Annotated in this window: 23 protein-coding genes; 6 read left to right on the top strand and 17 right to left on the bottom strand. The window is 66.5% G+C overall.

Annotation, left to right across the window (positions count from 1 at the left end; all coding sequences use genetic code 11):
• The first annotated feature begins 20 nt into the window (after window positions 1–20).
• Entirely contained in the window at window positions 21–515 is a 495-nt protein-coding gene (locus AC4LGL_RS29420) for a DUF3592 domain-containing protein (protein WP_055111550.1), read from the top strand.
• On the opposite strand, the gene AC4LGL_RS29415 is transcribed toward AC4LGL_RS29420, so the two are convergent.
• A complete protein-coding gene (locus AC4LGL_RS29415) occupies window positions 499–1191 on the bottom strand; it encodes a DsbA family protein (protein ID WP_491841821.1) in 693 nt (230 codons plus the stop codon). The genes AC4LGL_RS29420 and AC4LGL_RS29415 overlap by 17 nt on opposite strands.
• A gap of 89 nt (window positions 1192–1280) precedes the next feature.
• Here AC4LGL_RS29415 and AC4LGL_RS29410 point away from each other — a divergent pair, with 89 nt between their 5' ends.
• Window positions 1281–2408 carry a glycosyltransferase family 4 protein gene (locus AC4LGL_RS29410; protein WP_491841820.1) on the top strand — a complete coding sequence of 376 codons (1128 nt, stop codon included), beginning with the start codon at window positions 1281–1283 and terminating at the stop codon, window positions 2406–2408.
• A gap of 23 nt (window positions 2409–2431) precedes the next feature.
• Here the strand turns inward: AC4LGL_RS29410 and AC4LGL_RS29405 are convergent, their stop codons facing one another.
• Genes AC4LGL_RS29405 through AC4LGL_RS29395 form a run of 3 tightly spaced genes read right to left on the bottom strand, consistent with a single transcriptional unit; the run spans window position 2432 to window position 6155 of the window.
• On the bottom strand, window positions 2432–3268 hold the full coding sequence (locus tag AC4LGL_RS29405; protein WP_491841819.1) for an alpha/beta fold hydrolase: 837 nt from the start codon (window positions 3266–3268) through the stop codon (window positions 2432–2434).
• A gap of 47 nt (window positions 3269–3315) precedes the next feature.
• On the bottom strand, window positions 3316–5271 hold the full coding sequence (locus AC4LGL_RS29400; RefSeq protein ID WP_418008576.1) for an aconitate hydratase: 1956 nt from the start codon (window positions 5269–5271) through the stop codon (window positions 3316–3318).
• A 59-nt stretch (window positions 5272–5330) separates the two neighbouring features.
• On the bottom strand, window positions 5331–6155 hold the full coding sequence (locus AC4LGL_RS29395) for an SDR family oxidoreductase (protein ID WP_418008575.1): 825 nt from the start codon (window positions 6153–6155) through the stop codon (window positions 5331–5333).
• 82 nt (window positions 6156–6237) lie between these two features.
• Between AC4LGL_RS29395 and AC4LGL_RS29390 the strand changes: the two genes are divergently transcribed.
• A complete protein-coding gene (locus tag AC4LGL_RS29390; RefSeq protein ID WP_418008574.1) occupies window positions 6238–6930 on the top strand; it encodes a demethylmenaquinone methyltransferase in 693 nt (230 codons plus the stop codon).
• 107 nt (window positions 6931–7037) lie between these two features.
• On the opposite strand, the gene AC4LGL_RS29385 is transcribed toward AC4LGL_RS29390, so the two are convergent.
• The 13 genes from AC4LGL_RS29385 to AC4LGL_RS29325 form a co-directional block, all read right to left on the bottom strand.
• Window positions 7038–8501 (bottom strand): hypothetical protein, encoded by a 1464-nt coding sequence (locus tag AC4LGL_RS29385; protein WP_418008573.1) that lies wholly within the window; start codon window positions 8499–8501, stop codon window positions 7038–7040.
• A gap of 201 nt (window positions 8502–8702) precedes the next feature.
• Complete coding sequence (locus AC4LGL_RS29380) at window positions 8703–9560, bottom strand: helix-turn-helix transcriptional regulator (protein WP_491841818.1); 858 nt, start codon at window positions 9558–9560, stop codon at window positions 8703–8705.
• 99 nt (window positions 9561–9659) lie between these two features.
• Entirely contained in the window at window positions 9660–10358 is a 699-nt protein-coding gene (locus AC4LGL_RS29375) for an oxygenase MpaB family protein (RefSeq protein ID WP_491841817.1), read from the bottom strand.
• Between the two features lie 5 nt (window positions 10359–10363).
• A complete protein-coding gene (locus AC4LGL_RS29370) occupies window positions 10364–11269 on the bottom strand; it encodes an oxygenase MpaB family protein (protein ID WP_491841816.1) in 906 nt (301 codons plus the stop codon).
• 39 nt (window positions 11270–11308) lie between these two features.
• Window positions 11309–11965, bottom strand: coding sequence for an Rv1363c family protein (locus AC4LGL_RS29365; protein ID WP_491841815.1), 657 nt, complete (start codon window positions 11963–11965; stop codon window positions 11309–11311).
• Window positions 11962–13185 (bottom strand): MlaD family protein, encoded by a 1224-nt coding sequence (locus AC4LGL_RS29360; RefSeq protein WP_491841814.1) that lies wholly within the window; start codon window positions 13183–13185, stop codon window positions 11962–11964. The genes AC4LGL_RS29365 and AC4LGL_RS29360 overlap by 4 nt, the downstream gene beginning before the upstream one ends.
• On the bottom strand, window positions 13182–14252 hold the full coding sequence (locus AC4LGL_RS29355; protein ID WP_491841813.1) for an MlaD family protein: 1071 nt from the start codon (window positions 14250–14252) through the stop codon (window positions 13182–13184). Before AC4LGL_RS29355 ends, AC4LGL_RS29360 begins: the two co-directional genes overlap by 4 nt.
• A gap of 2 nt (window positions 14253–14254) precedes the next feature.
• Window positions 14255–15358 (bottom strand): MCE family protein, encoded by a 1104-nt coding sequence (locus AC4LGL_RS29350; protein WP_491841812.1) that lies wholly within the window; start codon window positions 15356–15358, stop codon window positions 14255–14257.
• Window positions 15355–16410, bottom strand: coding sequence for an MCE family protein (locus AC4LGL_RS29345; protein ID WP_491841811.1), 1056 nt, complete (start codon window positions 16408–16410; stop codon window positions 15355–15357). The genes AC4LGL_RS29350 and AC4LGL_RS29345 overlap by 4 nt, the downstream gene beginning before the upstream one ends.
• On the bottom strand, window positions 16411–17463 hold the full coding sequence (locus AC4LGL_RS29340) for an MCE family protein (RefSeq protein ID WP_491841810.1): 1053 nt from the start codon (window positions 17461–17463) through the stop codon (window positions 16411–16413).
• On the bottom strand, window positions 17460–18896 hold the full coding sequence (locus AC4LGL_RS29335; RefSeq protein ID WP_491841809.1) for an MCE family protein: 1437 nt from the start codon (window positions 18894–18896) through the stop codon (window positions 17460–17462). Before AC4LGL_RS29335 ends, AC4LGL_RS29340 begins: the two co-directional genes overlap by 4 nt.
• On the bottom strand, window positions 18893–19750 hold the full coding sequence (locus tag AC4LGL_RS29330) for an MlaE family ABC transporter permease (RefSeq protein WP_088305613.1): 858 nt from the start codon (window positions 19748–19750) through the stop codon (window positions 18893–18895). The genes AC4LGL_RS29335 and AC4LGL_RS29330 overlap by 4 nt, the downstream gene beginning before the upstream one ends.
• Window positions 19747–20559, bottom strand: a complete 813-nt coding sequence (locus tag AC4LGL_RS29325) for an MlaE family ABC transporter permease (RefSeq protein ID WP_055111544.1) — start codon at window positions 20557–20559, stop codon at window positions 19747–19749. Before AC4LGL_RS29325 ends, AC4LGL_RS29330 begins: the two co-directional genes overlap by 4 nt.
• A gap of 317 nt (window positions 20560–20876) precedes the next feature.
• Here AC4LGL_RS29325 and AC4LGL_RS29320 point away from each other — a divergent pair, with 317 nt between their 5' ends.
• The 3 genes from AC4LGL_RS29320 (at window position 20877) to ppnP (ending at window position 23989) form a co-directional block, all read left to right on the top strand.
• The gene (locus tag AC4LGL_RS29320) at window positions 20877–22661 is read left to right on the top strand and encodes a hydroxysqualene dehydroxylase (RefSeq protein ID WP_491841808.1); all 1785 of its coding nucleotides are present in this window, start codon (window positions 20877–20879) and stop codon (window positions 22659–22661) included.
• Window positions 22662–22704: 43 nt separating this feature from the next.
• A complete protein-coding gene (locus AC4LGL_RS29315; RefSeq protein ID WP_491841807.1) occupies window positions 22705–23646 on the top strand; it encodes a CobW family GTP-binding protein in 942 nt (313 codons plus the stop codon).
• A gap of 61 nt (window positions 23647–23707) precedes the next feature.
• Window positions 23708–23989 (top strand): pyrimidine/purine nucleoside phosphorylase, encoded by a 282-nt coding sequence (gene ppnP / locus AC4LGL_RS29310; protein ID WP_491841806.1) that lies wholly within the window; start codon window positions 23708–23710, stop codon window positions 23987–23989.
• Window positions 23990–24114 lie beyond the last annotated feature (125 nt).

The following is a 24114-nucleotide window of genomic DNA, read 5'->3' as shown; positions in this document are numbered from 1 at the left end:
TCGCGGCGCGGTTGCGGGCGATGGTGCAGCCATTGATCCCGCACCTGTACGGCGAGCCGGGGGAGACCCGCTCGCAGCGGATCATCCGGCGGGTGCGGATCGGCGTGGTGATCGCCGCCTGCCTGGTCACGTTGCAGTCTGTGCTGTTGGTGATGGGCGCCTGGCGCAACGACCAGCAGATCGAGCGCAACATGGGGGTGGCTGCGGCCGAGGTGCTCAGTGCCGGTCCGCGGCGCTCGACCATCGAGTTCGTCACGCCGGACCGGGTGACCTACCGCCCCGAGCTGGGGGTGCTCTATCCCTCGGAGCTCGATACCGGGATGCGGATCTACGTCGAGTACGACAAGAACAATCCCGATCTGGTCCGGGTGCGGGACCGCGACGCGTCACTGGCGATCATCCCGGCCGGATCGATCGCGGTGGTGGGTTGGCTGGTGGCGGCCGCGGCGTTGACGCTGCTGGCTTTCCTGCAGCGCCGGCTCAGCTCAACCGGAACCGTCAACTCCTCGGCGTAGCAAGCAGTTTGGCCAGCCAGTCCGGGTCGCTGATGTCGACGACCTCTTCGCCGACGAGGTCGTAGATCGCCGGGGTGGACACGTCGTACTGGGTTTCGCTGAGCAGTTCGGCGTTGGCCTCGTTGAGTTGTTCGGCGTCGATGGCCTGCGCGCCGGCCGCGATCTTGTCGGTCTGCTCACTGCCGACCCCGCTCCCGGAGGCCATCGCGGCGATCGCGTCGTCGGTCGGGCCGGGCGAGCCCTCGGGCTCCTGGTGGCCCCAGAGGTCCTGAACGAATGCCTGGAACGCCATACCAGTGGTGCCGGGACCGGCGGCCAGGAACAGCGCGTTGGCCACGTGGGCCGAGTACTCGGTGCCCGTCCGGTCCAGGAAGGTCAGCGGCCGGTAGGTCACGGCCAGCTGGCCCTGGCCGATGGCCGCGGCGATGGCATCGCCGGACTCATGTTGCAGGTGGGCACAGGCCGGGCACTGCGGTTCGGTGAAAAACTCGATCTGGGCAGGCGCATCCGGGAAGCCGATCTGGATACCCCAGCCGTCCTCGGTGACCTCGCTACCGGGCTTGTTGCCGTTCGCCTGCGCGGTGCCGTCGACCAGTCGGGTGCAACCGGAGGTGGCACCGGCAACGGACAGGGCCACCACGGCCAGCATCGCTGCAGCAACACGCGGTAATCGCATTCGCCAACCCTAGACCCGGGCATCAGGTTTTAGCGTGTCGTATCCCCGGACGCTACCTCGGGGACAGGTGTCGCTGGGACTATCTTGATGTGCGCGTTGCGATCGTTGCAGAGTCCTTCCTCCCGAATGTCAACGGCGTCACCAACTCGGTGCTTCGGGTGATCGAGCATCTCCGCCGCACCGGCCACGAGGTACTCGTCATCGCCCCGGACACCCCGCGGGGTCAGCCGCCGGCGGAGCGTGTGCATGACGGTGTGCGGGTGCACCGGGTGCCTTCGCGAATGTTTCCCAAGGTGACCTCGCTGCCGCTGGGTGTCCCGCGGCCCCGGATGGTCAATGTGCTGCGCGGCTTCGACCCGGATGTCGTGCACCTGGCCTCACCCGCTCTGCTCGGTTGGGGTGGCGTGCACGCCGCCCGCTACCTGGGCGTGCCGTCGGTGGCCGTGTTCCAGACCGATGTCGCCGGTTTCGCCGAGAGCTACGGGGTCGGCGTCCTGTCACGGGCGTCATGGGCCTGGACCCGGCGCCTGCACAGCAAGGCCGACCGCACCCTGGCCCCGTCCACCTCGGCGATGGAAAACCTTGAGGCCCATCGGATTCCCCGAGTGTTCAAGTGGGGACGCGGCGTGGACATCACCGGGTTCGCCCCGTCGGCCCGCGATGAGCAGCTACGCGCGTCGTGGTCGGCCGACGGCAAGCCGATCGTCGGGTTCGTCGGCCGGCTGGCACCGGAGAAGCACGTCGAGCGGCTGGCCGCACTGGCCGGGCGCGACGACCTGCAGCTAGTGGTGGTGGGTGACGGGGTGGACCGGGTCAAGCTCGAATCTGTACTGCCCTCGGCGGTTTTCACCGGTGAATTGCACGGCCCGGAACTGGCCGCGGCCTACGCGAGCATGGACGTGTTCGTCCACCCCGGCGAGCACGAGACGTTCTGCCAGGCCGTGCAGGAGGCGATGGCCTCGGGTCTGCCGGTGATCGCTCCCGACGCCGGCGGGCCCCGGGACCTGGTGGCGCCGTACCGCACCGGGTTGTTGCTTCCTGTGGACGAATTCGAGTCCGCCCTACCCGCTTCCGTGGAACACCTGATCGCCGAGCGGTCGCGCTACTCGGTGGCTGCGCGGCGCAGCGTGCTGACCCGCACCTGGCCGGCCATCTGTGACGAGCTGATCGGGCACTACGAAGCCGTGCAGGGGCTGCGTCAGCTGCGCGCCGCCTGACTCGGCCATTGCTGCAACCGGTTTCAGGACCGAAGCCACTCCAGCAGATCGGCCATGATGGTCTCGGCCTGGGTGGTCGGCATGCCGTGCGGGAAATCGGGGTAGCTCTTGAGGGTCCCGTTGGGTAGCAGCTTCGCCGACAGCGGACCGGAATCCGCGTACGGCACGATCTGGTCGTCTTCGCCGTGCATCACCAGTGACGGCAAGGTGATCTTCTTGAGGTCCTCGGTGAAATCCGTCTGGGAGAAGGCCACGATGCCGTCGTAGTGGGCCTTGGGGTCGCCCATCATGCCCTGGCGCCACCAATTGGCGATGATCGCCTCGCGGGCAGGCTGAGGCGTCTTCTCCTGGTCCCGATTGAAGCCGTAGAACGGGCCCGACGGCAGGGTGCGGTAGAACACCGAGCGGTTCGCCGCCAGCTGCGCCTGCAGATCGTCGAACACCGACTTGGGCAGGCCGCCCGGGTTGGCCTCGGTCTTGACCATCAGCGGAGGCAACGAGCTGATCAGGACCGCGTGGGCCGCCCGGTCCAGGCCGTGGCGCGCCAGATAGTGCACCAGCTCACCGCCGCCGGTCGAGTGCCCGACGTGGACGGCGTCGTGCAGGTCGAGGTGCTTGACCACGGCGGCGAGGTCATCGGCGTAGTGGTCCATGTCGTGGCCGTCGGCCACATGGGAGGAGCGTCCGTGGCCGCGCCGGTCATGGGCGACGACACGGTAGCCCTGCTGCAGGAAGAACAGCATGAACGTGTCCCAGTCGTCGGCGGACAACGGCCAGCCGTGACTGAACACGATGGGCTGGCCCGAGCCCCAGTCGCGATAGAAAATCTCGACATTGTCAGAAGTCGTGATCTTAGGCATGTGCTCGACGCTACGCCCGTTTCGACTGCTGGAGACCAGATCGTGGCCTAGTTTTTCGGCTGAGCGGCCAGCCACGGAATGAGGCCACCGGCCAGCACGTGCTGGATCTGCCGCTCGGAAAGCCTGTGCCGCACGGGGAAAGTCGTGTCCTGCGTGACGTTGGTGACGGTGATGGGATCTCCGGCGGCCAACGTCTGCCGCAGGTTGGTGAGGTTGAGTACGTCGCCTTGGACCACCGCGTCGTAGTCGGCTGGATCGGCGAATTCCAGTGCCAGCACACCGAAATTGGCGAGGTTCTGCCAATGGATTCGGGCGAAGGACTTGGCGATCACGACTTGCAGCCCGAGGTAGCGGGGCGCAATCGCGGCATGCTCGCGGGACGAGCCCTGGCCGTAGTTCTCCCCACCGACGATGATGTGGCCGTTCTCGGCGGACTGTGCCCGTTCCGGATAACTCTCGTCGACCTGGGTGAAAGTGAACATGGCCAGCTTGGGAATGTTGGACCGGAACGGCAGGGCACGCGCGCCCGCCGGTGAGATCTCGTCGGTGGAGATGTTGTCGCCGACCTTGAGCAGGACCGGCGCCGTCACGTCATCGGGCAGCGGCGTCAGCTCGGGAAGGCTGGAGATGTTGGGGCCCTTGACGACCTCGACTGCCTGAGCCTGCTCACGCGTGGCCGGGGCAACCAGCATGGCGGTGTTGACGCTGAAATGGGTGGGCAGATCGAGCTTCGGGTACTCGATGCCGTTGTCGGCGGCCCACTGCCGCGGATCGGTGATGACCCCCGTGATCGCCGATGCCGCAGCGGTTTCCGGCGAGCACAGCCACACCGAATCCTCCTTGGTGCCCGACCGGCCGGGGAAGTTGCGGGGCATGGTGCGCAGGGAGTTGCGGCCGGTGGCCGGAGCTTGGCCCATGCCGATGCAGCCCATGCAGCCGGCCTGGTGGATGCGCGCGCCGTTGATGACGAGTTCGGTCGTGGCGCCCATTCTCGTCAGGTCGGTGAGGATCTCGCGGGAGGTGGGGTTGACGTCGAAGCTGACGTCGGGCGAGGTCTGGCGGCCGTGCACCATGGCCGCTGCGATCGCGAAGTCCCGTAATCCGGGGTTGGCGCTGGAGCCGATGACGACCTGCGCGACGGGCTCGCCCGCCACCTCCGACACCGGCACGACGTTGCCCGGTGACGACGGTTTGGCGATCAGCGGTTCGAGCGTCGACAGGTCGATGACCTCGTCGATGTCGTATTGCGCGCCGTCGTCGGCGACGAGTTCGGTCCAGTCGTCACCGCGATCCTCGCTGGTGAGAAAGTCACGCACTGCGTCGTCGCTGGGGAAGACGGTCGTGGTGGCCCCGAGCTCGGCGCCCATGTTCGCGATGACATGCCGGTCCATGGCCGACAGCCCTGCCAGGCCGGGCCCGTAGTACTCGATGATGCGGTTGACGCCGCCCTTGACGTCATGGCGCCGCAGCATCTCGAGGATGACGTCCTTCGCTGAACACCATTGCGGGAGTTCGCCTTCCAGTCGGACACCCCACACCTCCGGTGCCCGCAGGTGCAGCGGCTCGCCGGCGATGGCCAGCGCCACTTCGAGTCCACCGACACCGATCGCCAGCATGCCCAGCGATCCGGCCGCCGGGGTGTGGGAGTCCGAACCCACCATCGTCTTACCCGGTATCCCGAAGCGTTGCATGTGCGTGGGGTGGGAGACGCCGTTGCCGGGCTTGGAGAACCACAGCCCGAAATGTTGCGCCGCGGTCCGCAGGTATTCGTGGTCCTCGGCGTTCTTCTCATCGGTCTGCAGCAGGTTGTGGTCGACGTACTGCACGCTGACCTCGGTGCGGGCCCGGTCGAGCCCGAGGGCCTCGAGTTCCTGCATCACGAGCGTTCCCGTGGCGTCCTGGGTCAGGGTCTGGTCGATCCGGATCGCGATCTCGTCCCCGGGTGTCATCGACCCGGAGACGAGATGCGAACCGATCAACTTCTGTGTGACGCTCTCCGGCATCTCCCTAGCGTTCCCGCGTGCTCACGCCGCGAAACCGGCCCACCTTCCCCTGGGCGAGGTTAGCCCTGGGCCAGCACCGACACCGGCTGCCACTGCTCCCACGTCGCCAGCCGGCTCTCGTAGTCGGCCCTGGCCAACTGCAGGGGCAGCTCACCGAAGAACACCCGCAGCGGCGGGTTCTCGGCGTCGACGATCTTGAGCACCGCCTCGGCCGACGCCTTCGGATCGCCGGGCTTGGCGCTGCGCTGGGCGCGGGCGCGTTGCGCGGCCTCGCGGGCTTCGTCGTAATCGGCAAGCGGGGCAGCATGTCTGGCCGAGGATCCCGCCCAGTCGGTGGAGAAGCCGCCCGGCTCGATCAGCGTCACATGCACACCGAACGGTGCGACCTCGGCGGCCAGTGACTGTGAGAACCCTTCCAGCGCCCACTTCGACGCGTGGTACATGCCGACCAGGGGAAACGCGGTGATACCGCCGATCGAGGACACCTGGATGATGTGCCCGCTGCCCTGGGCGCGCAGGTACGGCAGCGCGGCCTGGCTGACCCACAGTGCGCCGAAGACGTTCGTCTCGATCTGATCGCGGGCGTCGGCCTCCGACAGTTCCTCGATGAACCCGAACTGGCCGTAGCCGGCGTTGTTGACGACGATGTCCAGCCGGCCGAAGTGGTCATGGGCCTGTTTGACGGCGGCGAAGTCCGCCTCGCGGTCGGTGACATCCAGCCGGATCGGCAGGAGTGCGTCGCCGTACTTGGCGGACAGGTCGGCCAGCGTGGCGGTGTCGCGCGCAGTGGCGGCGACCTTGTCGCCCCGGTCGAGGGCGGCGATCGCCCATTCCCGGCCGAAGCCGCGCGATGCACCGGTGATGAACCACACTTTTTCACTCATGATCAGGTTCAAGGCGTGCCGGTGAGCGCCAATTCCCGGTCGCAGGAAGTTCACAGAGATGAGTACGGGTAGCGTCGGCGGCGTGAGTCGAGCGAGCCTGGAGAAGAACCCCCACGAAGTGGCGTCGATGTTCGATGCCGTGGCGCGGCGCTACGACCTGACGAACACCGTGCTCTCGCTCGGGCAGGACCGCTTCTGGCGCCGGCAGACCCGCGCGGCGCTGGGGATCGGGCCCGGTGACAAGGTGCTGGACCTGGCCGCGGGCACCGCGGTGTCGACGGTCGAGTTGGCGACGTCGGGTGCCTGGTGTGTGGCGGCGGACTTCTCGGTCGGCATGCTCGCCGCGGGGGCAGGACGTCCCGTGCCCAAGGTGGGTGCCGACGCCACCCGGCTGCCGTTCGCCGACGGGGTGTTCGACGCGGTCACCATCAGCTTCGGGCTGCGCAACGTCGTCGACCACGTGGCGGGTCTGCGTGAGATGGCCCGCGTGACGCGGCCCGGCGGCCGGTTGGTGGTGTGTGAGTTCTCGACGCCGACCAACGGTGCGTTCGCCACGGTGTACAAGGAGTACCTGATGCAGGCGCTGCCACGGATGGCGACCGCGGTGTCCAGTAACCCGGACGCCTACGTCTATCTGGCCGAGTCGATTCGCGCGTGGCCGGATCAGGCCGAGCTGGCCCGGCGCATCGGCGAGGCCGGGTGGTCACAGGTCAAGTGGCGCAACCTGACTGGTGGCATCGTGGCCCTGCACGCGGCGACCAAGCCGTCTCCCTGAACACCCGCCGGGCATTCCGCGTCGAGGCAGCATTCCGCGCACACACATACAGATGGAGATCGGCCCTCTCGCCTGAGCGAGAGGGCCGATTACCTTGCGTGGTACTGCTATTCGGAGTTGCTGCTCTTGTCGGACTTTCCGGTCTTGCTGCCGGCGGTCTTGTCGGCTGACGCGGCCTTCTTGGCGGGCTTGTCGAAGGCCTTCTTGATCTTCTGACCGACCTTGTCGACGGTCGCCGAAACTTTCTCGCTGACTACCTTGCCGGGCTTGAGCACCTTGTCACCCGCGGTGCCCTCGACGGTGGACTTACCGGGCACTGCGACGATGCTGTCCCGCACCAGCCGGTAAGTCGGCTTGGTGCCTGCCTTCTCCGGGATGGCGGCGGGCGTCTCGGATTCGTCGGCGGCCGGAGCCGTTTCGGTTTCCGATGACACCGGGGTGGTGGTTTCCGATGGCGTCTCTGCCGGTCCGGTCACCGCGGCGCCGGTATCGGCCGGTTCGGCTTCGGGCTTCACGGTAGCGTCGTCGACCGCAGTGATGGCTGCGAGTGTGTTGTCGGCACCGGCCAACTCGGATCCTGTTGTTTCCGAGGTGGTTCCGGCCGCCAGACGTGCGGTGGCCGGCGCGGCGGGCGGAGTGATCGCCGCGGCGATGGCCTTGGGAACGTCGATCAGGATCGCGCGCAGCGGGGCGTACCCCCGGTCAGGGCTGAAGAGCCCGGCGGTCCAGCTGCCGGGCGCTCCGGGGCGTCGAGGAGGCACATAGGACCCGTTGAGGATCGAGCTGACGGTATCGGCCGGTGCGTTGATGATCGTGCTCGCGAACTTCACCATGTCGCCAGTCTTGACGGCGTCGTAAAGGTCCTGCCCGATGCGAGCGGCGCCCGCTGACACGTAGCCCTGGATGAGGCTGACGTACCCCATGCCGACCTGGCCTACCAGCCCTACATCGATGAATGATTTGTAGGACAGAAGATTCAGCACGGAGGACAGATTGCCGACCATCTGGTTGGGGATGGAGAGGAGATTGAGCATCGGGAACAGGGTCGACGCGATAGTCAGGGTGGCGCGCGACATGACGTTGCCGACGCCCATGATGTCACCGGCCTCGAACTTGAGGCGCGCCTCTTCCAGATATTCCGGAATGTAGATGGTCGCCGCATTGATCAAGTTCTGGACCGTCGTCGACAGTGACTCGCCGACAAGTTCGGCGTAGCCGGTCTGATTGGCGATGATCTGGCGTAGGACCGGCGCCGGCTCGGCCAGCGCGTTCTGGAAGAGCTTCGTCAGGTTGCTGGATGTCAGCTCGAACACCTCGGCCCACCGCCCAATGGGATCCACGAACGAGGACTCAGCCAGGGGTGCTGCGAACGGGTTGGCATCGCCCAGGATCGCCGCGAACGGGCTGGCATCGGCGGGGCTGGGCAGGTCCAGGGTCTGCACCGCGGCCGACAGCGTCACCGCGCGGTTCTGGATCTCGGGCGCCGCCGCGGTGATGGGGGTGGCCGCAATGATGCCGGCCCCGACAATCGCCACGCCGGCGGTCACATAAGGCCGTAGTGCGAGGTGCAACTCGGTCTCCTTCTAGATCGTGAAACGTGTCAGCGATCACTGACCGAGCGAACGTAGCTGAAAGAAACCTGTGAAACATTCGCATTCTGAAACACGTTTCAATTCCTGCAAGCTGCGAATCTTCACATTGCTAAAAGATCTCCAGGGGTGCCTCGCGCTGAGGAGGATGTGAAGGGAGTGCCTCGTTGTGTACCAGCGCGTTTACTCTTTGGCGCGGTACTCGCTCGGTGATATACCGACGCGCCGCTTGAAAGCGGTGGCAAAGTGACTACGGTTCGGGAACCCGACTTTCGTGGCGATGTCGCTGATCGACAGTGCTGTCGTCAGCAACAGTGTCTGGGCGCGGGCGATCCGGCGTTCCAGTACGAACTGGTATGGCGTGGTGTGGAAGGACCGGCGAAATGCCTGACTGAACGTGCTCACGGGCATCTCGGCCAGTTCGGCGAGCCCATCGAGTGTGATCTCGGAATCGAGGCTGTCGGTCAGATAGGCCACGATCGCCGAGCGGGTCGCGGCGTCCAGAGTGGTTCGCTGGTGCTGTTTTTGCGGTCGGGCGGCCGTGCAGGTGTCGACGATCAACAGCCGGATCGTCTCGGCGAGCGAGTCCGTCAGTAACCGGGCCACCGCGTCTTCGCGGCCGGCGACACCGTAGATCTCCTCGATCAGGTGATGGACCAGGAGGTCTTTGTACTTGACCCGGGGGAGCAGTGCCGTGTCACCGATCGCGTGGCCGGGGATGCCGATCTCGCAGTATCGGGCCACGTTCCCCTGAACCAGTGCGGCACAGGGTATTCCGGCCGGCTTCCACCAGATGTCGCCGGTACTGGGTGGGACTTGGCCAGAAGGGCCCCAGTCGAGCAGCGTCGTCATCGACCGCATCGCTCCGTGCCGATACACATACATCAGGTGGTGGTCCTCATCGAAGCTGCACCAGTCCGTCGGTGCGGAAATCTGCTCCGTGGCGAAGGTGAAGGACAGGCCCCGCGCGTTTACCTTCTTTCTCTCCAGCACTGTGCGCGGTGTCAGCGGTCGGTCACCGTCCCAAGGTTTCTTTGCCACGCGGCCGAGTGTATTGGCCGGGTGGCCCGCCTGGGCGTCAAGTTCTTTGACGATGTCGTCGCGATGTGTCCCGAAGGAGAGGCTTGCTGCGGTTCGACTTCACGCCAGCACGCGACTGGTCAGCACGAACCGCCGCAGGGACCGGCGATCGCGCGCGCTGATCACCGTCCCAGTCAGCTCGGCCGCCCTCGGATGCTGCATCGCCCGGATCGCCCGGCGCGGCACGGCCCGCGGCCACCAGTCCGTCGGCGCGAACATCTGCCGGCGGAACGGCTCGAAGTGTTCGCCCGCCACCAACTGGGTGCGGCAGGCGTCCTCGAAGTAGGTGCAGAACTCGGGCCAGCTCGCCGGCATCGGGCGCGTGGAGATGCCGTAACGCCGATACCACGCGCAGCACTCCTGGTAGAGCCGCTCGTGCTCACCTTCGTCCAGCTTCCGGATGAATGTATTGACCATCATCACAATGCTTTCCACGTACGTGGCGTGCTGGAAGTGGAATACGTCGGGATTCAGCGCGTGGTACTTGTTCCCGTCCGGGTCCCGACCCTTGACGTCCTCGTGCGCGAACCGGATGTAGGGGCGCATGTCGACGTCGGTGAAGGCGATCCTGATCGCCTGGGTCACCGTGCGTTTGTGGTGCAACCACACCCGTCGGTGCAACAGCGCGTGCTGTGTGATCCCGGTGGCGATCGTCGGATGCAGGGACTGCAGGCAGACGGCTCTCGGCAGGACGAACAGGAACCGCCGGTCCTGCAGATAACGCGACAGCATGGTGTCCGGGCCGAGCCCGGCCGCCACGGAGGTCAGATCAGCGCCTTCTTGCGGCGGATCCGGCGGCGCAGGTCCTTCATCAGCAGCGCATAGTTGCCGTTGCGCAGTGACTTCGGCAGGAAGCGGTTGACGAACGCCACGAACAGAAAGAGATGCTCGAAGCGGCGCCGGTCGGTATCGGTCCACTCCAATTCCATCGCGTCGCGGAACACCGGTGCCAGGAATCCGACGGTCAGGAACCGCAGCAGCGGCGCCAGCATCTTCCGCATCGGCCAGTTGATCATCCGCAATTCGACCAGGACCATGAGGTAATCCCGGACGAACGGGGTCATCTCGACGCGTTCGCATGCGGTGTTCCAATAGGCGTCGAAGTCCGCCCTGGTGGCCGGCCACATCTCCTCGAGGACCTGCAGCGTGGTGCCGATGGTCATCGCGCTCTGGTAGAAGGTTTCGGCCTGTTCTTCGGTCATCGTGCCGTAGAGCAGTTGATGGGTGTCCTCGTAGAAGATGAAAAGGCATGCTGCCACCCACAACTGCAGTTCGCGGTTGAACGCGTTGTACTTGACCGGACTGTCCTCGGTGGACCGAACCTGCCGGTGCGCAACGTTGACGGCTTCGCGGTAGGCGTTCTTCTCCTCGTCGGTGCCGAGGATCGCCACGGTCAGGTATTGCGCCGTGGTGCGCAGCCGCTTCCACGGGTGGTGCACCAAACTTCCTGATTCGACCCGGCTTTCGGCGACGCCGTACCCCACTTCGGGCCAGCTCATCTGCATGATGACATTGGCCGCCGCTCCGGCGGCGGACCAGAAGTCCAGCGCGTCCGAGAGGTCGACGTGCTTCTTGCGGATCCACCGCGGTACCCGCTGCGTGACGGTGATGCGGGTCTCGGCGGTGGTCAGCCGCGGCTCGGCGGCCAGGTCCACGTACGTCGCTGGCATGGGGACTCCTCTCGGGGGTGAAACAGGGCGAACAGCGGGTTACACGGTCTGCACGTCGTCGACGATCCAGCGGTCACCGCTGCGCACGAGCTTGACCACCATCCGGTACTTCTGATTACTGCCTTGCGGCGCAGTCACATTGGTGACGTGCTGATCGACGAAGGCGACGACGGTCGCGGCATCGCCGTCGAGGGCGTCGACGACCACGTGATCGGCCGTTGCGGTCGCGACGCCCTTGCTGGTCACCACGATGTCGCGCAGCGCCTTGACCATCTCGTCGTACTTGGCCGCGAATCCGGGGGTGGAATTGGCGACGATGTGCTCACGGTTGGCGTCCATTTTCTGGTAGTCGAACGCCGCCATCGCCACCAGATAATCGCGCGACATCGCGACGGCCTCGGTGCGCAGTGCGTCGTCGCGGCGGTGGTGGTATTCGCCGAGCGACAACACGACCAGCGCTGCCACGGCGGCGACCGCCAGCAGTGCGACCAGACCGGTTGCGATCCGGCGCTTGAGCCGGCCGGGCGAAGTGGGTTCGGAGTCCTCCGACCCGGTCTCGTCGACGTCAGGTTCCTGGGCGTCCTCGGGGACATCTTCAGTGACGTCCTCGGAGGGCTTGTCCAATGTCAGCACCGATTCCTTGCGGTCGTCGTCGACAGTGTCGTCGGTGCCATCGGACTCGTCGGATTTGCTCACTGCGGGCCACCTTTCAGGATGCTGCGCCATTTGTAGGCCAGCTGGGCCAGGGTCGGGATCTTGACCGGGTCACTGACCACCTCGGGTCCGATCGGATGTCCGGGGATCTGTGAGTTCTGCAGGCCGAGATCGTTGGGTCGGGGTGCGTTGACCGCCCCCCGCATCAGCATGTCGGGTGCGGGCGGGCAGTACATCACCAGGTTGGGTTCGGTGGGACTGACATCGCCGATGGCCCGCCGGTCGACGTCGTAGTTGCACACCGGGCCCTGGGTGGCGATCAGCGAGAAATCCGCCCGGGTCTGGCCGGTGGCGTCGACCTTGACGATCGACGTCAGATCCTGCAGGCCCTTCGGGATGGTCGAGAGCCCGGTCTGCAGCGAATCGGTGCGGTCGCCGATGATCGGGGTGACGGTGGCCAGGTTGGCCAGGGTGGCGCCGAACGTGCCCTGATAGGTATCCAGCACCCGCTGCAGGGACTTCAGTGCGGCCGGTGATCGATCGGTCAGGTACAGGAACGCCGGGCCACTGCCGTCGAGTTGATTGGCCAACCGTGAGCTGGCGGCCATGCCGCGCACGAACGGGTCACCCTGACCGGCCATGGTGGTGACCAGCTCCGCGGTGCCCTCGATCAGCGGCTGCAGTTGCCCGGTCTGGTTCCGGATGCGGGTGGACATGTCCGACGCGTTGTCGATCAGCATGGCCAGATCCGGCCCCAGCCCGTCGAAGGCGTTCGACAGTTCGATGCCGACGTCTCTCACCGCCCGGGTGTCGATGCCTTTCACCAATTGTGCGGTGTCGCCCATGATCCGGTCCATCTGGATCGGTTGGCGGTCGGCCGGTGCGGCGATGGTGTCACCGGAAGCCAGGTACGGACCGGCATCGGATTGCGGCATGATGTCGACGCTCTGGATGCCGGCGGCCGTGCCCATCCCGACGGTCAGGATCGCGTCGCGCGGGATCCGGGTGTCGGGGTCGATCGCCAGCCGCACCATCGCGGTGCGGCTGGGGGACAGCCACACGTCGTCGACGGTGCCGACCTGCACCCCGCGAACGGTGACGCTGGTGCCCGCGGTGAGTCCGAACGCGTCGCTCATCGTCGCGGTCAGGGTCATCGGTGTCCGGAAGCCTTGCGGCCCGGCCACATAGCGGATGCCGAACGGTATGACGATCACGGCGATCGCTGCGAAGATCGCCAGCTGAACCACTACCAGGCGTCTCAATTCAGACCTCCCGACAAGAACCCTTCCAAGGCGACGTCCCCGGTGATCGGGGTGCCGTTGACGATCAACCCTCCGGTGAGGAGTTTGTCGATGGTGCCCGGGATGTCCAGGGCACCATCGAACATCAGGTAGTCGCCGTGCACCGAGTTGCCGAACTTCTCCAGGAAGTTGTTCATCGCCGTGAGCATCCCGCCGAGCCGGTCGTTGAACGCGCCCATGGTCTGCACGACGGTGCCGGCGTCGGTCACCATGGCGTTCAGATCGGTCGAGGAGAGCACACTGTTGGCGGTGGCGGCCAGCGCGGTGGTGGAGGAGAACAGCGTCTGCAACTTGGCCCGCTGGACATCGAGCATCGCCACCACCTTGGGCACGGCGTCGAGGTAGCCGGCAACGGTTTTCTGCTCGTGGCCGAACTGGCCGGTGATGTTGGCGGCCAGGCTCATTGCCTGATCGAACTCGCCCTGATGCTCGGAGGCATTGGCGGCCAGCAGCGACATCGAGTCGATCAGTCCGCGCACCTTGTCGGCCCGGCCGGCGAAGGCCTTGTCCAGTTCGGTGACGATGGTGGCCAGCTGATCGACGCCGCTGCGGGACAGCAGCGCCCCGAAGGTGGCCAGTGCGCTCTCGATCTGCGGCCCCAGCTCGGTGTGACTGGGCGGGATCACGTCTCCGTCGCGCAACGCCCGCTGGGGAGCCGGCTGTGCGCTGCTGAGCCGGACGAACGGATTACCAAGGGCCGACGGCAGTTCCACGCTGGCCACGGTCGCGGAGTCCAGGCCGTCGGCGTCGGCCAGGCTCAGCTGTACCGACGCGCCCGAGGCGGCCAGGGTCATCCCGCTGACCCGGCCCACCACTTTCTGCCCGTTGCGCACGTCGGCCCCGATGGTGATGCCGTCGGCCGTGGGCAGCACCACCGTGACTGCCATGGTGTCGCTCGGTGAGGTGCGGCCAAGCGGCAGGTCCTGAATTCCGATGTCGCTCAACGCCCATACGCTCGCGGCGGCGACCACCACCGCGCAACCGACGGCCGCGCCCCGCAGGGTGGGTTTGGGCAGGAATCTAGGCACGTTCACCTCGGGTACTTCGGGTTCGGAGCCGGGGCATTACCGGTGACGGCGGACACGATGCCCAGCGGGTCAGACCGGCTGATCGGGTAGGAGATCGGGTTGGTGATCCCGGCACCTACACACATCGGCAGCATGTTGCGGTCGCAGAAGTTCTGGGCCGCGGCGAACTGCGACAGCACCGTGGACACGTTCAGCCGGATCCGGCCGCGCCGGTCCTGGCCGACGGTGTTGGACAGGTTCTGCATCATCAGCGGCACCAGGTCCATGAACTCGGCCAGCTGGGGTTGCTTGGCGGTCAGCACATCGCCGACGGCGTTGAGGTTGGCCGCGATCGTGCCCAGATCGTCACCGTGCTGGGTGACGAAGGTGTCGACCTGATCGAGCACCACTTTCAGATCGGCCATGGGCTGGGCGATGTCGACGTTGGCGTCGGCCCAGCTACCGCCGACCTGACCGAGTTCGTCGACCATCTGGTTCAGCGAAACCTGACGCTGGTTGAAGGCGGCCATCAGGGTGCTGAGGTTGTCCACCACGGCACCGATGTCCTCGGCCCTGGCGCCGAGCACACCGCTGGCCGCACTGAGGTTGCGCATCGCGGAGTTGAACAGCTTGCCCTGATCGCGCCACTGGTCGGCGCCGCGGGTGAGCACCGCGCCGATGTCTCCCTGTTGCGGCCCGATCGCCGAGGTCAGTGTGCTCAGGCTGCCCAGCATGGTGTCGAAGGTGATCGGGGAGTGGCTGTGGTCGGCCCCGATGACGTGTCCGTCGGCCAGGGTGGGGCCCGTTCCGCTGTAGGCGGGGCCGAGTTCGACGCTGCGGTCACTGATCAGCGCCGGGCTCACCACGTAGGCATCGGGTTCGGCGGGCAGCGCGACGTCGTCGGGCAGCGTCATGGTGACCCGCACGGTGGTGCCCTGTGGGGTCACCGCGGTGACCCGCCCCACCGGCACCCCGAGCACGGTCACCTTGCTGCCCGGGTAGATGCCGTTGATGTAGCCGAAGTCGGCGTGCACTGTGCGGGCCCGGTCTGTGCGGCCGAACACGTACCAGCCGCCGGCGGCCACGCACACGACGACGACGAGCGCGGTCACAATTCTGCGCATCATCGGCACTCCCGCTGGACATTGAGGAAGCACAACAGGTTGTCGGGCATCACCACGGACGGCGAGTTGACGTCGGCCCAATTGCCGTTGCCCGTGGAGTTGGTGACCGCGCGGATCGCCGGCGGCATCTTCTGCAGGGTCTGGTCGATCTTGTCCACGTTGGCTTTCAGGGTTCCGGTGACCGCGGTGAGGCCGCTGATCAAACTGCCGAAATCGGCCTGCTTGTCGGTGTAGATCGCCGCCAGATGCCGCATGATCGCGGTCAGGTTGGTGACGATGTCGGACAGCGCCTGGCGACGCGCGGCCAGTGAGGACACGATGTACTGGGCATTGGCCGCGGTGTCGGCCAGCGAATCTGTCTGGTGCGACAGCATTTCGGCCATCGACCGGCTGATCCGCAGGATCTCGTCGATCTTGTCCCCGTTGTCGGCGAAGGCCGAACTGGCGGCGCTGATCCCGGCCAAAGCCTGGCCGAGCTCGGTGCTGTTGCCGGGCATGGTCTCGGCCAAGGTGTTCATCATCGCCGTCAGGGGCTGCTGGTCGACGTGCTCGGCGGTGTCGGCGGCCTTGCGCCCGACTTCGTCGAGGCTGTACGGAACCGTGGTGCGCGACAACGGAATGACGTTGGAGTCCAAACCGTTGACGGTTCCGGCCGGCATGACATCGAGGAACCGCTTACCCAGCACGGTCCGCAGCCGCACCGTGACCGTGGTGCGGTTGCCGAGCGCCTGGGCCTTGTCCAGCCGGAAGCCGACCCGGACCCGGTCGACGGCCAGGGCCACATCCTCCACCCGCCCGGCCGGGACCCCGGCGACGTACACCGGGTCGCCCCCGGTCAGCCCGCTGGCATTGGCCAGCTCGGCGACATAGGAGTTGGTCCGCACGTGGTAGACCGCGCGGGGAATCCCGATCGAGACGACCATGATGGCCACCAGAGTGATGGTGCCGATCATGCCCAGCGCCAATGGGATTGACGGGTTGTGTTTGCGCTGATCCTTCACGAAGAGGAAGATCACCGCGCCGACGAAGAGGTCGATCAGTTTGACGAGAAACATCTACTGACACACCTCTGAATGCGTGTAGCCGAAGATGTTGGCTTCGTGGCTGCGGATCTTGAGGGTGAAGTTGCACAGGTACAGGCTGACGAACCCGCCGTAGCTGGAGGTCCGGTTGATGGCATCGCCGAACTCCGGCAACCTGGTCAGCAGCTTGGTGAACTCCTCGGTGTTGGGCTGCCAGGTCTGCAGCATGGAGTTGAGATTGGTGATGGTGTCTCCGTAGGCGGCACTGGAGTTGTTGACCGTGTTGGCCAGGGTGGCCAGCACGGCGTTGCCCTGGTCGATGAGCATTTCGAACTGCCGGTCACCGGAGGTCACCGCTGCGCTGAGCCGGTTGAGCCCGGTGAGCATCTGCTCCAGCTGGGGCTGGCGGGTGTTCATCGTGCGCATCAACGTCGACATGTTGTCGATGAGCTGGGTGAATATCCCCGCGTTGTTGCTCAAAGACGAAGTCATTGCGGCGATCTGGGTGAGCAACGTCGTCAGGGTCTGGGCTTGACCACTGAACGTCTCGACGAATCCCCGGGTCAATGTGTTGACCTGTTCGGGGGCCAGCGCGTCGAACAGTGGCTTGAATCCGTTGAGCAGTGCGGTCAGATCGACCGCGGGCGAGGTCTGGGCTAGGGGGATGACGCCCCCGGCAGCCAGTCGCGCCGGCGGTTCGTCGGTGGAGACGTCCATGATGGCGCCGCCCGGATCGGACAGGGCCACATAACGGGCACCGAGCATGTCGCCGTAACGCACCGCCGCGGTGACGTTGCTGGTCAGGGTGAAGTCGGAGTTGACCTCGATGTCGACGTCGGCCCGGCTGGTGCCGTCGGTGTTGGGGGCGAACCGGATCGAGTCCACCCGCCCGATCCGAATGCCGTTCATGGTCACCGGGTTTCCGACGTTGAGCCCCTCGACGCTGCTGAACTGCGCCTGGTAGTTGACGGTGCTACCGCGCACCGGCACCGACAGCGTGTTGATCACCAGCACTGCGCTGAGCACCCCGGCCGTGCTGAAGCCGCCGAGCTTGACCCACGACTGCCACCGTCCGTTCCGGTTCATGAGACCTGCACTTCCGTGCCGCGTACCAGCGGGCCCAGCATCAGTACCGTGGCGATGTTCGGTTGGGTCGAGGGAGCGCCGGCCGGGGGTACCAGTTCGTCCTGCAGCACTGCCAGGGCGTGGGCCTGGCCGTCGGCGTCGACGACCGCGGACGCGGGCGCTGCTCCCGGTGCGGATCCCGGAACCGCTTCGGCGGGAAGCGGTTCCGTGGGTATCGGCGCCGACTGCGGCAGCCCGGGGCCCGGCGGCAGATACGAGTTCGTCGGCAGGTGCGGCGCCGGCGCCGTGAACGGGGTGACCGGAAGGTCGGCGGCCGGGCGGGCCAGCACGTCGGCGGGCTGATCCGGAACCTGGCCCGACGGTGCCGATTCGGCGCAGCGCGCGGCCTGGGTGGTGCCGTAGACCGGACAGTCCTGCATCGAGTACGGCATCGGCCCGGCGAAGGTCGCCACGGCGGTGATGTTGAACTTACCCGTCGCGAACACCTTGGCGCCGGCCTCACCGAACGACTGCGCGCCGGCCAGGGTGTCGAGCAATCCCAGCGGCTGGGCGGCAGTGGTCGCCATGATCTTGCCAGCCGAATCCACCACGGTGATCAACTGTTCGCGGTGATCGGACATGAACGAGGTGAGCACCGACGAGAACCGGGCGAAACCGTCGATGGCCGAAGCGAACTTCTTCTGGTCGTCGACCATCCGGTTGGACACCGACGTCGCCGCCGACAGCGTCGAGATGATGTCGGGGGTGGCGGCGTTCAGCGAGGCCATCACGTCCCGGAATTGCGGTGTGGTGTCGAGGAATCGCACCAGTGACGGGGTCAGCACCTGCGCGCTGGCGCTCAGATTGTCGATCGTGGAGCCCAGTTCGGTACCCCGGTTGCGCAGCGACTGGCTGATCGCGGTGAGGGCGGTCTGCATGCGCTCGGGCTTGATCTGCGAGAACAGGTCGACGATCTTGGTGAACACGTCGTAGAGAGCCATCGCATCGGGGCTGTCGTCGATCGACACGGTGTCGCCGGCCTTCAGGCCCGTCGCCGACCGGTTGCCTTTCGGGTCGACGAGTTGCAGGTAGATGTCGCCGAAGAAGGTGCGGGGCACGATCCGCGCGACGGCCGAGGACGGGATGATGCCGAGGCTGTCGGGCTCGATCGCGAGTTTTACCCGGGACGTGTGGGTGCCCGACTCGATGTCGGCGATGCGCCCGACGTTCACGCCGTGGTAGCGCACCGGGGACCCGCCGGTGATGAGCCCGGCCGACACCGGAACCCCCACGAACACATCGGCACTGCGTTCCAGGTGTCCCGAGGCCCGGGCCACCAGCACCGCGGCCACTGCTACCGCCACGGTGGCGGCGGCCAGGCCGCGCAGCGCCAGCCTGGCCCGGCTGGGCTCCGAATACCTGCGGCGCCTGCCGAACCGCTTGAGGCGCTTCACATTCCCATCCCGGGGATCTCGGGGACCAGGCCCCACAGTGCGAAGGTGAGCAGCACGTCGAGGATGCCGACCGCCAGTATCGCGGTACGCAACGCCCGGCCGGCCGCCTGCCCCACCCCGGCGGGCCCGCCCGAGGCAAAGTAGCCGTACGTGCAGTGCACCAGGGCGACGACGATCGCGAAGACGACGGCTTTGATCCCGGAATAGAGCAGGTCCCGCGGGCCGAGGGCCAGATGGAAGAAATAGTCGTACGTGCCGGGGGAGGCGCCGTTGAAGATCACCACCACGGTCCGGGTGGAGAGGTAGCTGGCCAGCAGGCCGATCATGTAGATCGGGATGACGCAGACCACCGAGGCCAGTACGCGGGTGCCGACCAGGTAGGGAATGGACCGCAGTGCCATGGCGTCGAGCGCGTCGATCTCGTCGGAGATCCGCATGGCCCCGATCTGCGCGGTGAAGCCCGTTCCGACCTTGGCCGCCAGGGCGATTGCCACCACGACCGGCGCGAGTTCGCGGGTGTTGGCGATCGCGGCCAGCATCCCCGACAGGGTGTTCATCCCGACCAGGTCCAGGCCGCGCTGGGTCTCGACGCCCAGCATCATCGCCGCGGCCAGCGACATCGCGAACACGATGCCGATGGTGCCGCCGCCGGAGAGCAGGGAGCTGGTGCCGAAGGTGACCTCGCCGATCTGGCCGAGGGTGTGCTTGCGGTAACGCACCAGGGCGTATGGCAGTGAACCGAGGACCTTGGCGTAGAACGTGACGTGCTGACCGGCGACCGCGAGCGCGTCGTACCCGGCGACTGCGGGTCGCGAGATCCGGTGCAGGGCAGCGCTGCTGGAAAGCGCGGTCATCGGTAACTGCCCACGGCCGGAACCACCACGGTGTACAGCGCGGACATGGTCGTGTTCAGGATGAAGACCAGGGCGAAGGCCAGTACCACGGCTTCGTTCACCGCGTTGGCCACACCGCCGGCGCCGCCCTTGGTGTGCAGGCCCTTGAAGGTGGCGACCAGCGTTGCGGTGAGGCCGAACACCGCCGACTTGATCAGTGCCATAACGAAATCCGACACCTGGCCGTACTGACTGAACGTGGCCAGGAACGTTCCGGCCGGCAGGTGCTGCACGCTGATGTGGTACAGGTAGCACGCCATCACGCCGCCGAAGGTGACGATCGAGCACAGGGCCAGGGCCACGATGACGGCGGCGACCAGTCGCGGTGCGACGAGGCGCTCGATCACGTCGAGACCCATCACCTCCATCGCGTCGATCTCCTCGCGGATGGTGCGCGATCCCAGGTCGGTGCAGATCGCCGAACCGGCCACGCCGGCCATCATCAGTGCGCACACCAGGGCCGCGGCCTGGCCGACGATGATGAACGCCACCACCGCGCCCGAGTAGCCGCCGGCGCCGATGCGCCCGGCCAGCTCACCGACCGACACGGCGATGAACACCCCGATCGGCATCATCAGCAGCAGGGCCGGGCCGGTGCATACCCGGCCGATGAACAGGGTCTGGTTGACGACCTCGTCGAGCACCAGGCGCCGGCGCACCACCGCGGTGACGACGCTGACCAGCGCCTGCACCGAGAAGCCCAGCACGTAGCCGCCCTGGACCAGGACGTCCCGAACTGGCCCCTTGGACGCCGGTAGCTCGTAGGTCATCGAGTTCCTTCCCCGCTTGTCGTGGCATGCGCGGGGCCGACCGGTGACCACCGGCTGTGCTGGAGCACGTTTCGACCCCCCGGTCGCCTGTGGAGCATGTCACATTTCGGGACGCGTTCGCAAGAATTAAGTGAATGGTCATTCTCGAGTCGATTCGACCTGTCTTGTGAGGTCTTCAACGGTGTGAGGCCCAAGTTTGTGATCAAGTGATCGCCTTACTTTCGCGTGAATTCAACTCGGCGTGTCGGGCGGGGCCCGCGGCAGAATCACGATTAACTTAGCGCCCACAGGGGTTGCCGAACTGAGGTGGTGTCGGTATGTCGGGTGGGGTTGGGGAACGTCACATTTCGCGGAGGTCATTTCTGGCCGGAACGGCCACGGCCGGTGTGGCCGCGGCCACGCTGAGCAGGCCGGCAACCGCGCGCGCCGCACCGGGCTCCACGGTCGCGATCTTCGGCGCCGGTGTGGCCGGCCTGACCGCCGCGCACGAACTGGCGGAGCGCGGGTACCGGGTCACGGTGTTCGAGCGAAAAGCGTTGGGCGGCAAGGCGCGGTCGATTCCGGCGCCGTCCCCGTCGGGCAGCCCGCTGCCGGCCGAGCACGGCTTCCGGTTCTTCCCGGGCTTCTACCGCAATGTCACCGACACCATGCGGCGCATTCCTTTCGCCGGCAACACCTTCGGGGTCTGGCAGAACCTGACCCGGGCCACGTCATACCTGCACTCGGGGTTGGGGCGGGCGGATCTGACGATCCCGCTGCCGTTTCCGATCCCGACCTTGCCCAACCCGATCACCCCGAAGGCCTTCACCGAGTCGGTGGCCGCGGTGTTCCAGACGTTGTTCCGGTTGCCGCCGTTGGAGGCGGTATACGCCGCGCAGAAGCTCGCGGTCTACGTCACCAGCTGCGACGAGCGCAAGCTCGGCCAGTGGGACAACATGACCTGGGAGAAATTCATCGGGGCGGACCACAAGAGCAAGGAGTACAACCGCTACCTCGCCGACGGCATCATCCGGAACCTGGCCGCGTCCAAGTCCAAGGACGCCAGTGCCCATTCGATCGGGCTGGTCGGCGAGGCTTCGGTGTGGTCGATCCTGCTGCTGGGCAACGACATCGACAACAAGGGATTCGACCGGGTGCTCAATGGCCCCACCAGCACCCAGTGGATCGATCCCTGGGTGGCGCATCTGCAATCGCTCGGGGTGACGTTCCGGCTCGGGCAGGCACTGGCGCGGCTGACTCCGAACGGCAGGCACATCGCGTCGGCCACGGTGGTGGACGGCAACGGGGTGGCCCAACCGGTGGTCGCCGACTGGTACATCTCCGCGGTGCCGTGCGAAAAACTCGCGGCGGTGCTGACCCCCGACGTGATCGCCGCCGATCCCAAGCTGGCCTCGGTGGCGGCGTTGCGCACCGAGTGGATGAACGGTCTGATGTTCTTTCTGCGCGAACGCGTCGACGTCACCAAGGGGCACGTCAACTACGTCGACTCCGGGTGGGGGCTCACCTCCATCAGTGAGGCCCAGTTCTGGAAGCGACCGCTGACGACCTATGGGGACGGCACCGTCAAAGACTGTCTGTCGGCGATCATCTCGGATTGGAGCACGCAGGGAAATTTCAACGGGCTCAGCGCCCGGCAGTGCACCCCGCCGCAGATCGCCGCCGAGGCCTGGGCACAGATCAAGGCCCATCTCAACGACACCAGCATCGTGGTGACGGACCAGATGGTGCATTCGTGGTTTCTCGACCCGTCGATCATCGACTCGGGCACGCCCAATGTGCGCAACGACGAACCGCTGTTCATCCAGGACCCGGGGTCGTGGGCGCGCCGGCCGGAGGCCGTCACCGGGATCGACAACCTGTTCCTGGCCGGTGAGTGGATCAAGACCGACCAGAACGTCACCACGATGGAGGGCGCCAACGAAGGCGGCCGCTATGCCGCCAACGGCGTACTGCTGGCCTCGGGTTACGCGGGTCCCAAGGCCAACGTCCTCGGGTTGTTCCAGGCGCCGTGGTGGGCCCCGTTCAAGGCGGCCGACAAGGCGCGGTACCGGGCCAGGCTGCCCCACGCGTTCGACATCGTCGATACCCGCTGGCCGACCTGACCCCCTTACTGAAAACAATTCTCAATAAACCTACGATGGCCCGGTGACGTCCACCGGATCGATACCCGTGCTGGCGGTCGCCGGGCATCTCGGCTCGGGCAAGACCACGCTGCTCAACCATCTGCTGCGCAACAGCCGCGGCGTCCGGATCGGTGCCCTGGTCAACGACTTCGGCGCGGTCAACATCGACGCCATGCTGGTGGCTGGGCAGGTCGATGCGATGGCGTCGCTGTCCAACGGCTGTATCTGCTGTGCGGTCGACGGCGAGGAAGTCGGCGAGATGCTGGGCAAGCTCGCGGCGGTCAAACCCCGGCTGGATCTCATCGTCGTGGAGGCCAGCGGCGTTGCCGAACCGGCCTCACTGGCTCGCACCATCGTCACCGTCGACGATCCGCGATTCCATTACGCCGGCCTGGTTCTGGTCCTCGACGGCCTGCAACCCGACCTGAGTCACGGGCTGCCGGTCGCCGACCTGGTGGTGCTCAACAAGGCGTCCTCATGCGCCGACGTCGACGGCCTGCTCGCGCAGATCCGCGAGTTCAGTCCCCGGGTTCCGCTGCTGCCCACCGACTTCGCCCGCATCGATCCCCAGCTGCTGATCGACCCGCCGGAGCGGACGCCGCAGGCCCAGCTGTCCTTCGACGAGCTGTTGCACGACGAGCACGATCACGACCATCCCCAGTATCAGAGCGTCGACTTCCGCACCGACGCAGCGGTCAACCCGCGCCTGTTCATGGAGTTTCTGCGGGACCGCCCTGCTGGCCTGTACCGCGTCAAGGGGTTCGTCGACTTCGGCGCCCAGCGTTTCCTGCTGCAGCTGGTCGGCAGCTCGCTGCGTTTCGAGAAGCGGCGCGCGAGCGGCACCGAGTTGGTGCTGATCGGCACCGGGATGGACCCGTCGGCGCTGCGGGCCGGCCTCGAGCGGTGCACCCGTGAGCCGGCAGACGAGAACGCGATGCTCGGGGTGCTCAAGTACGTGGTGTAGCCGGCGGCGGCGGTTCCTCGCCCGGCTATCCTGGCCGCTCACCCGAATTCAAGGAGCGGCATTGTTCAAGGTCAACGAGTACTTCGGCGGCGACGTCGCATCGATCGCCTTCGCCACGCCGGAGGGAAACGCGACCGTGGGCGTCATGGCTGTCGGCGAGTACGAGTTCGGCACTTCCCAGCTCGAGATCATGAAGGTGGTCTCCGGCGCGCTGACCGTCAAGCTGCCCGGCAGCGAGCAGTGGGAAACCTTCGCGGCCGGAACACAATTCACCGTGCCCGCGGACAGCAAGTTCCAGGTCCGGGTCGAGGCTGAGACTGCCTACCTGTGTGAGTACCGCTGACGCGGACTGACTCGGCTGCCTAGCCCTCTCAGGCACGCCGATTTCGACCCAAGGGCTGTTCGGAGTCGCTCGTCGCGACCCAGACGTAGAAATCGGCGACTGACGCGCACGTGTGCGGACCAGGC

Source organism: Mycolicibacterium arcueilense (genome assembly GCF_058536225.1).
Note: the sequence above shows the minus strand (reverse complement) of the source record. Positions and strands in the feature narration are given on the sequence as shown.

Bases quoted from the DNA above. Each gene is read 5' to 3' on its own strand.
- AC4LGL_RS29370 (WP_491841816.1), bottom strand. From the start codon at position 11,269: ATGCCAGCGACGTACGTGGACCTGGCCGCCGAGCCGCGGCTGACCACC.
- AC4LGL_RS29325 (WP_055111544.1), bottom strand. From the start codon at position 20,559: ATGACCTACGAGCTACCGGCGTCCAAGGGGCCAGTTCGGGACGTCCTG.
- AC4LGL_RS29415 (WP_491841821.1), bottom strand. From the start codon at position 1,191: ATGCGATTACCGCGTGTTGCTGCAGCGATGCTGGCCGTGGTGGCCCTG.
- AC4LGL_RS29320 (WP_491841808.1), top strand. From the start codon at position 20,877: ATGTCGGGTGGGGTTGGGGAACGTCACATTTCGCGGAGGTCATTTCTG.
- AC4LGL_RS29420 (WP_055111550.1), top strand. From the start codon at position 21: ATGGTGCAGCCATTGATCCCGCACCTGTACGGCGAGCCGGGGGAGACC.
- AC4LGL_RS29395 (WP_418008575.1), bottom strand. From the start codon at position 6,155: ATGAGTGAAAAAGTGTGGTTCATCACCGGTGCATCGCGCGGCTTCGGC.
- AC4LGL_RS29405 (WP_491841819.1), bottom strand. From the start codon at position 3,268: ATGCCTAAGATCACGACTTCTGACAATGTCGAGATTTTCTATCGCGAC.
- AC4LGL_RS29345 (WP_491841811.1), bottom strand. From the start codon at position 16,410: ATGTTTCTCGTCAAACTGATCGACCTCTTCGTCGGCGCGGTGATCTTC.
- AC4LGL_RS29400 (WP_418008576.1), bottom strand. From the start codon at position 5,271: ATGCCGGAGAGCGTCACACAGAAGTTGATCGGTTCGCATCTCGTCTCC.
- AC4LGL_RS29330 (WP_088305613.1), bottom strand. From the start codon at position 19,750: ATGACCGCGCTTTCCAGCAGCGCTGCCCTGCACCGGATCTCGCGACCC.
- AC4LGL_RS29350 (WP_491841812.1), bottom strand. From the start codon at position 15,358: ATGATGCGCAGAATTGTGACCGCGCTCGTCGTCGTCGTGTGCGTGGCC.
- AC4LGL_RS29340 (WP_491841810.1), bottom strand. From the start codon at position 17,463: ATGAACCGGAACGGACGGTGGCAGTCGTGGGTCAAGCTCGGCGGCTTC.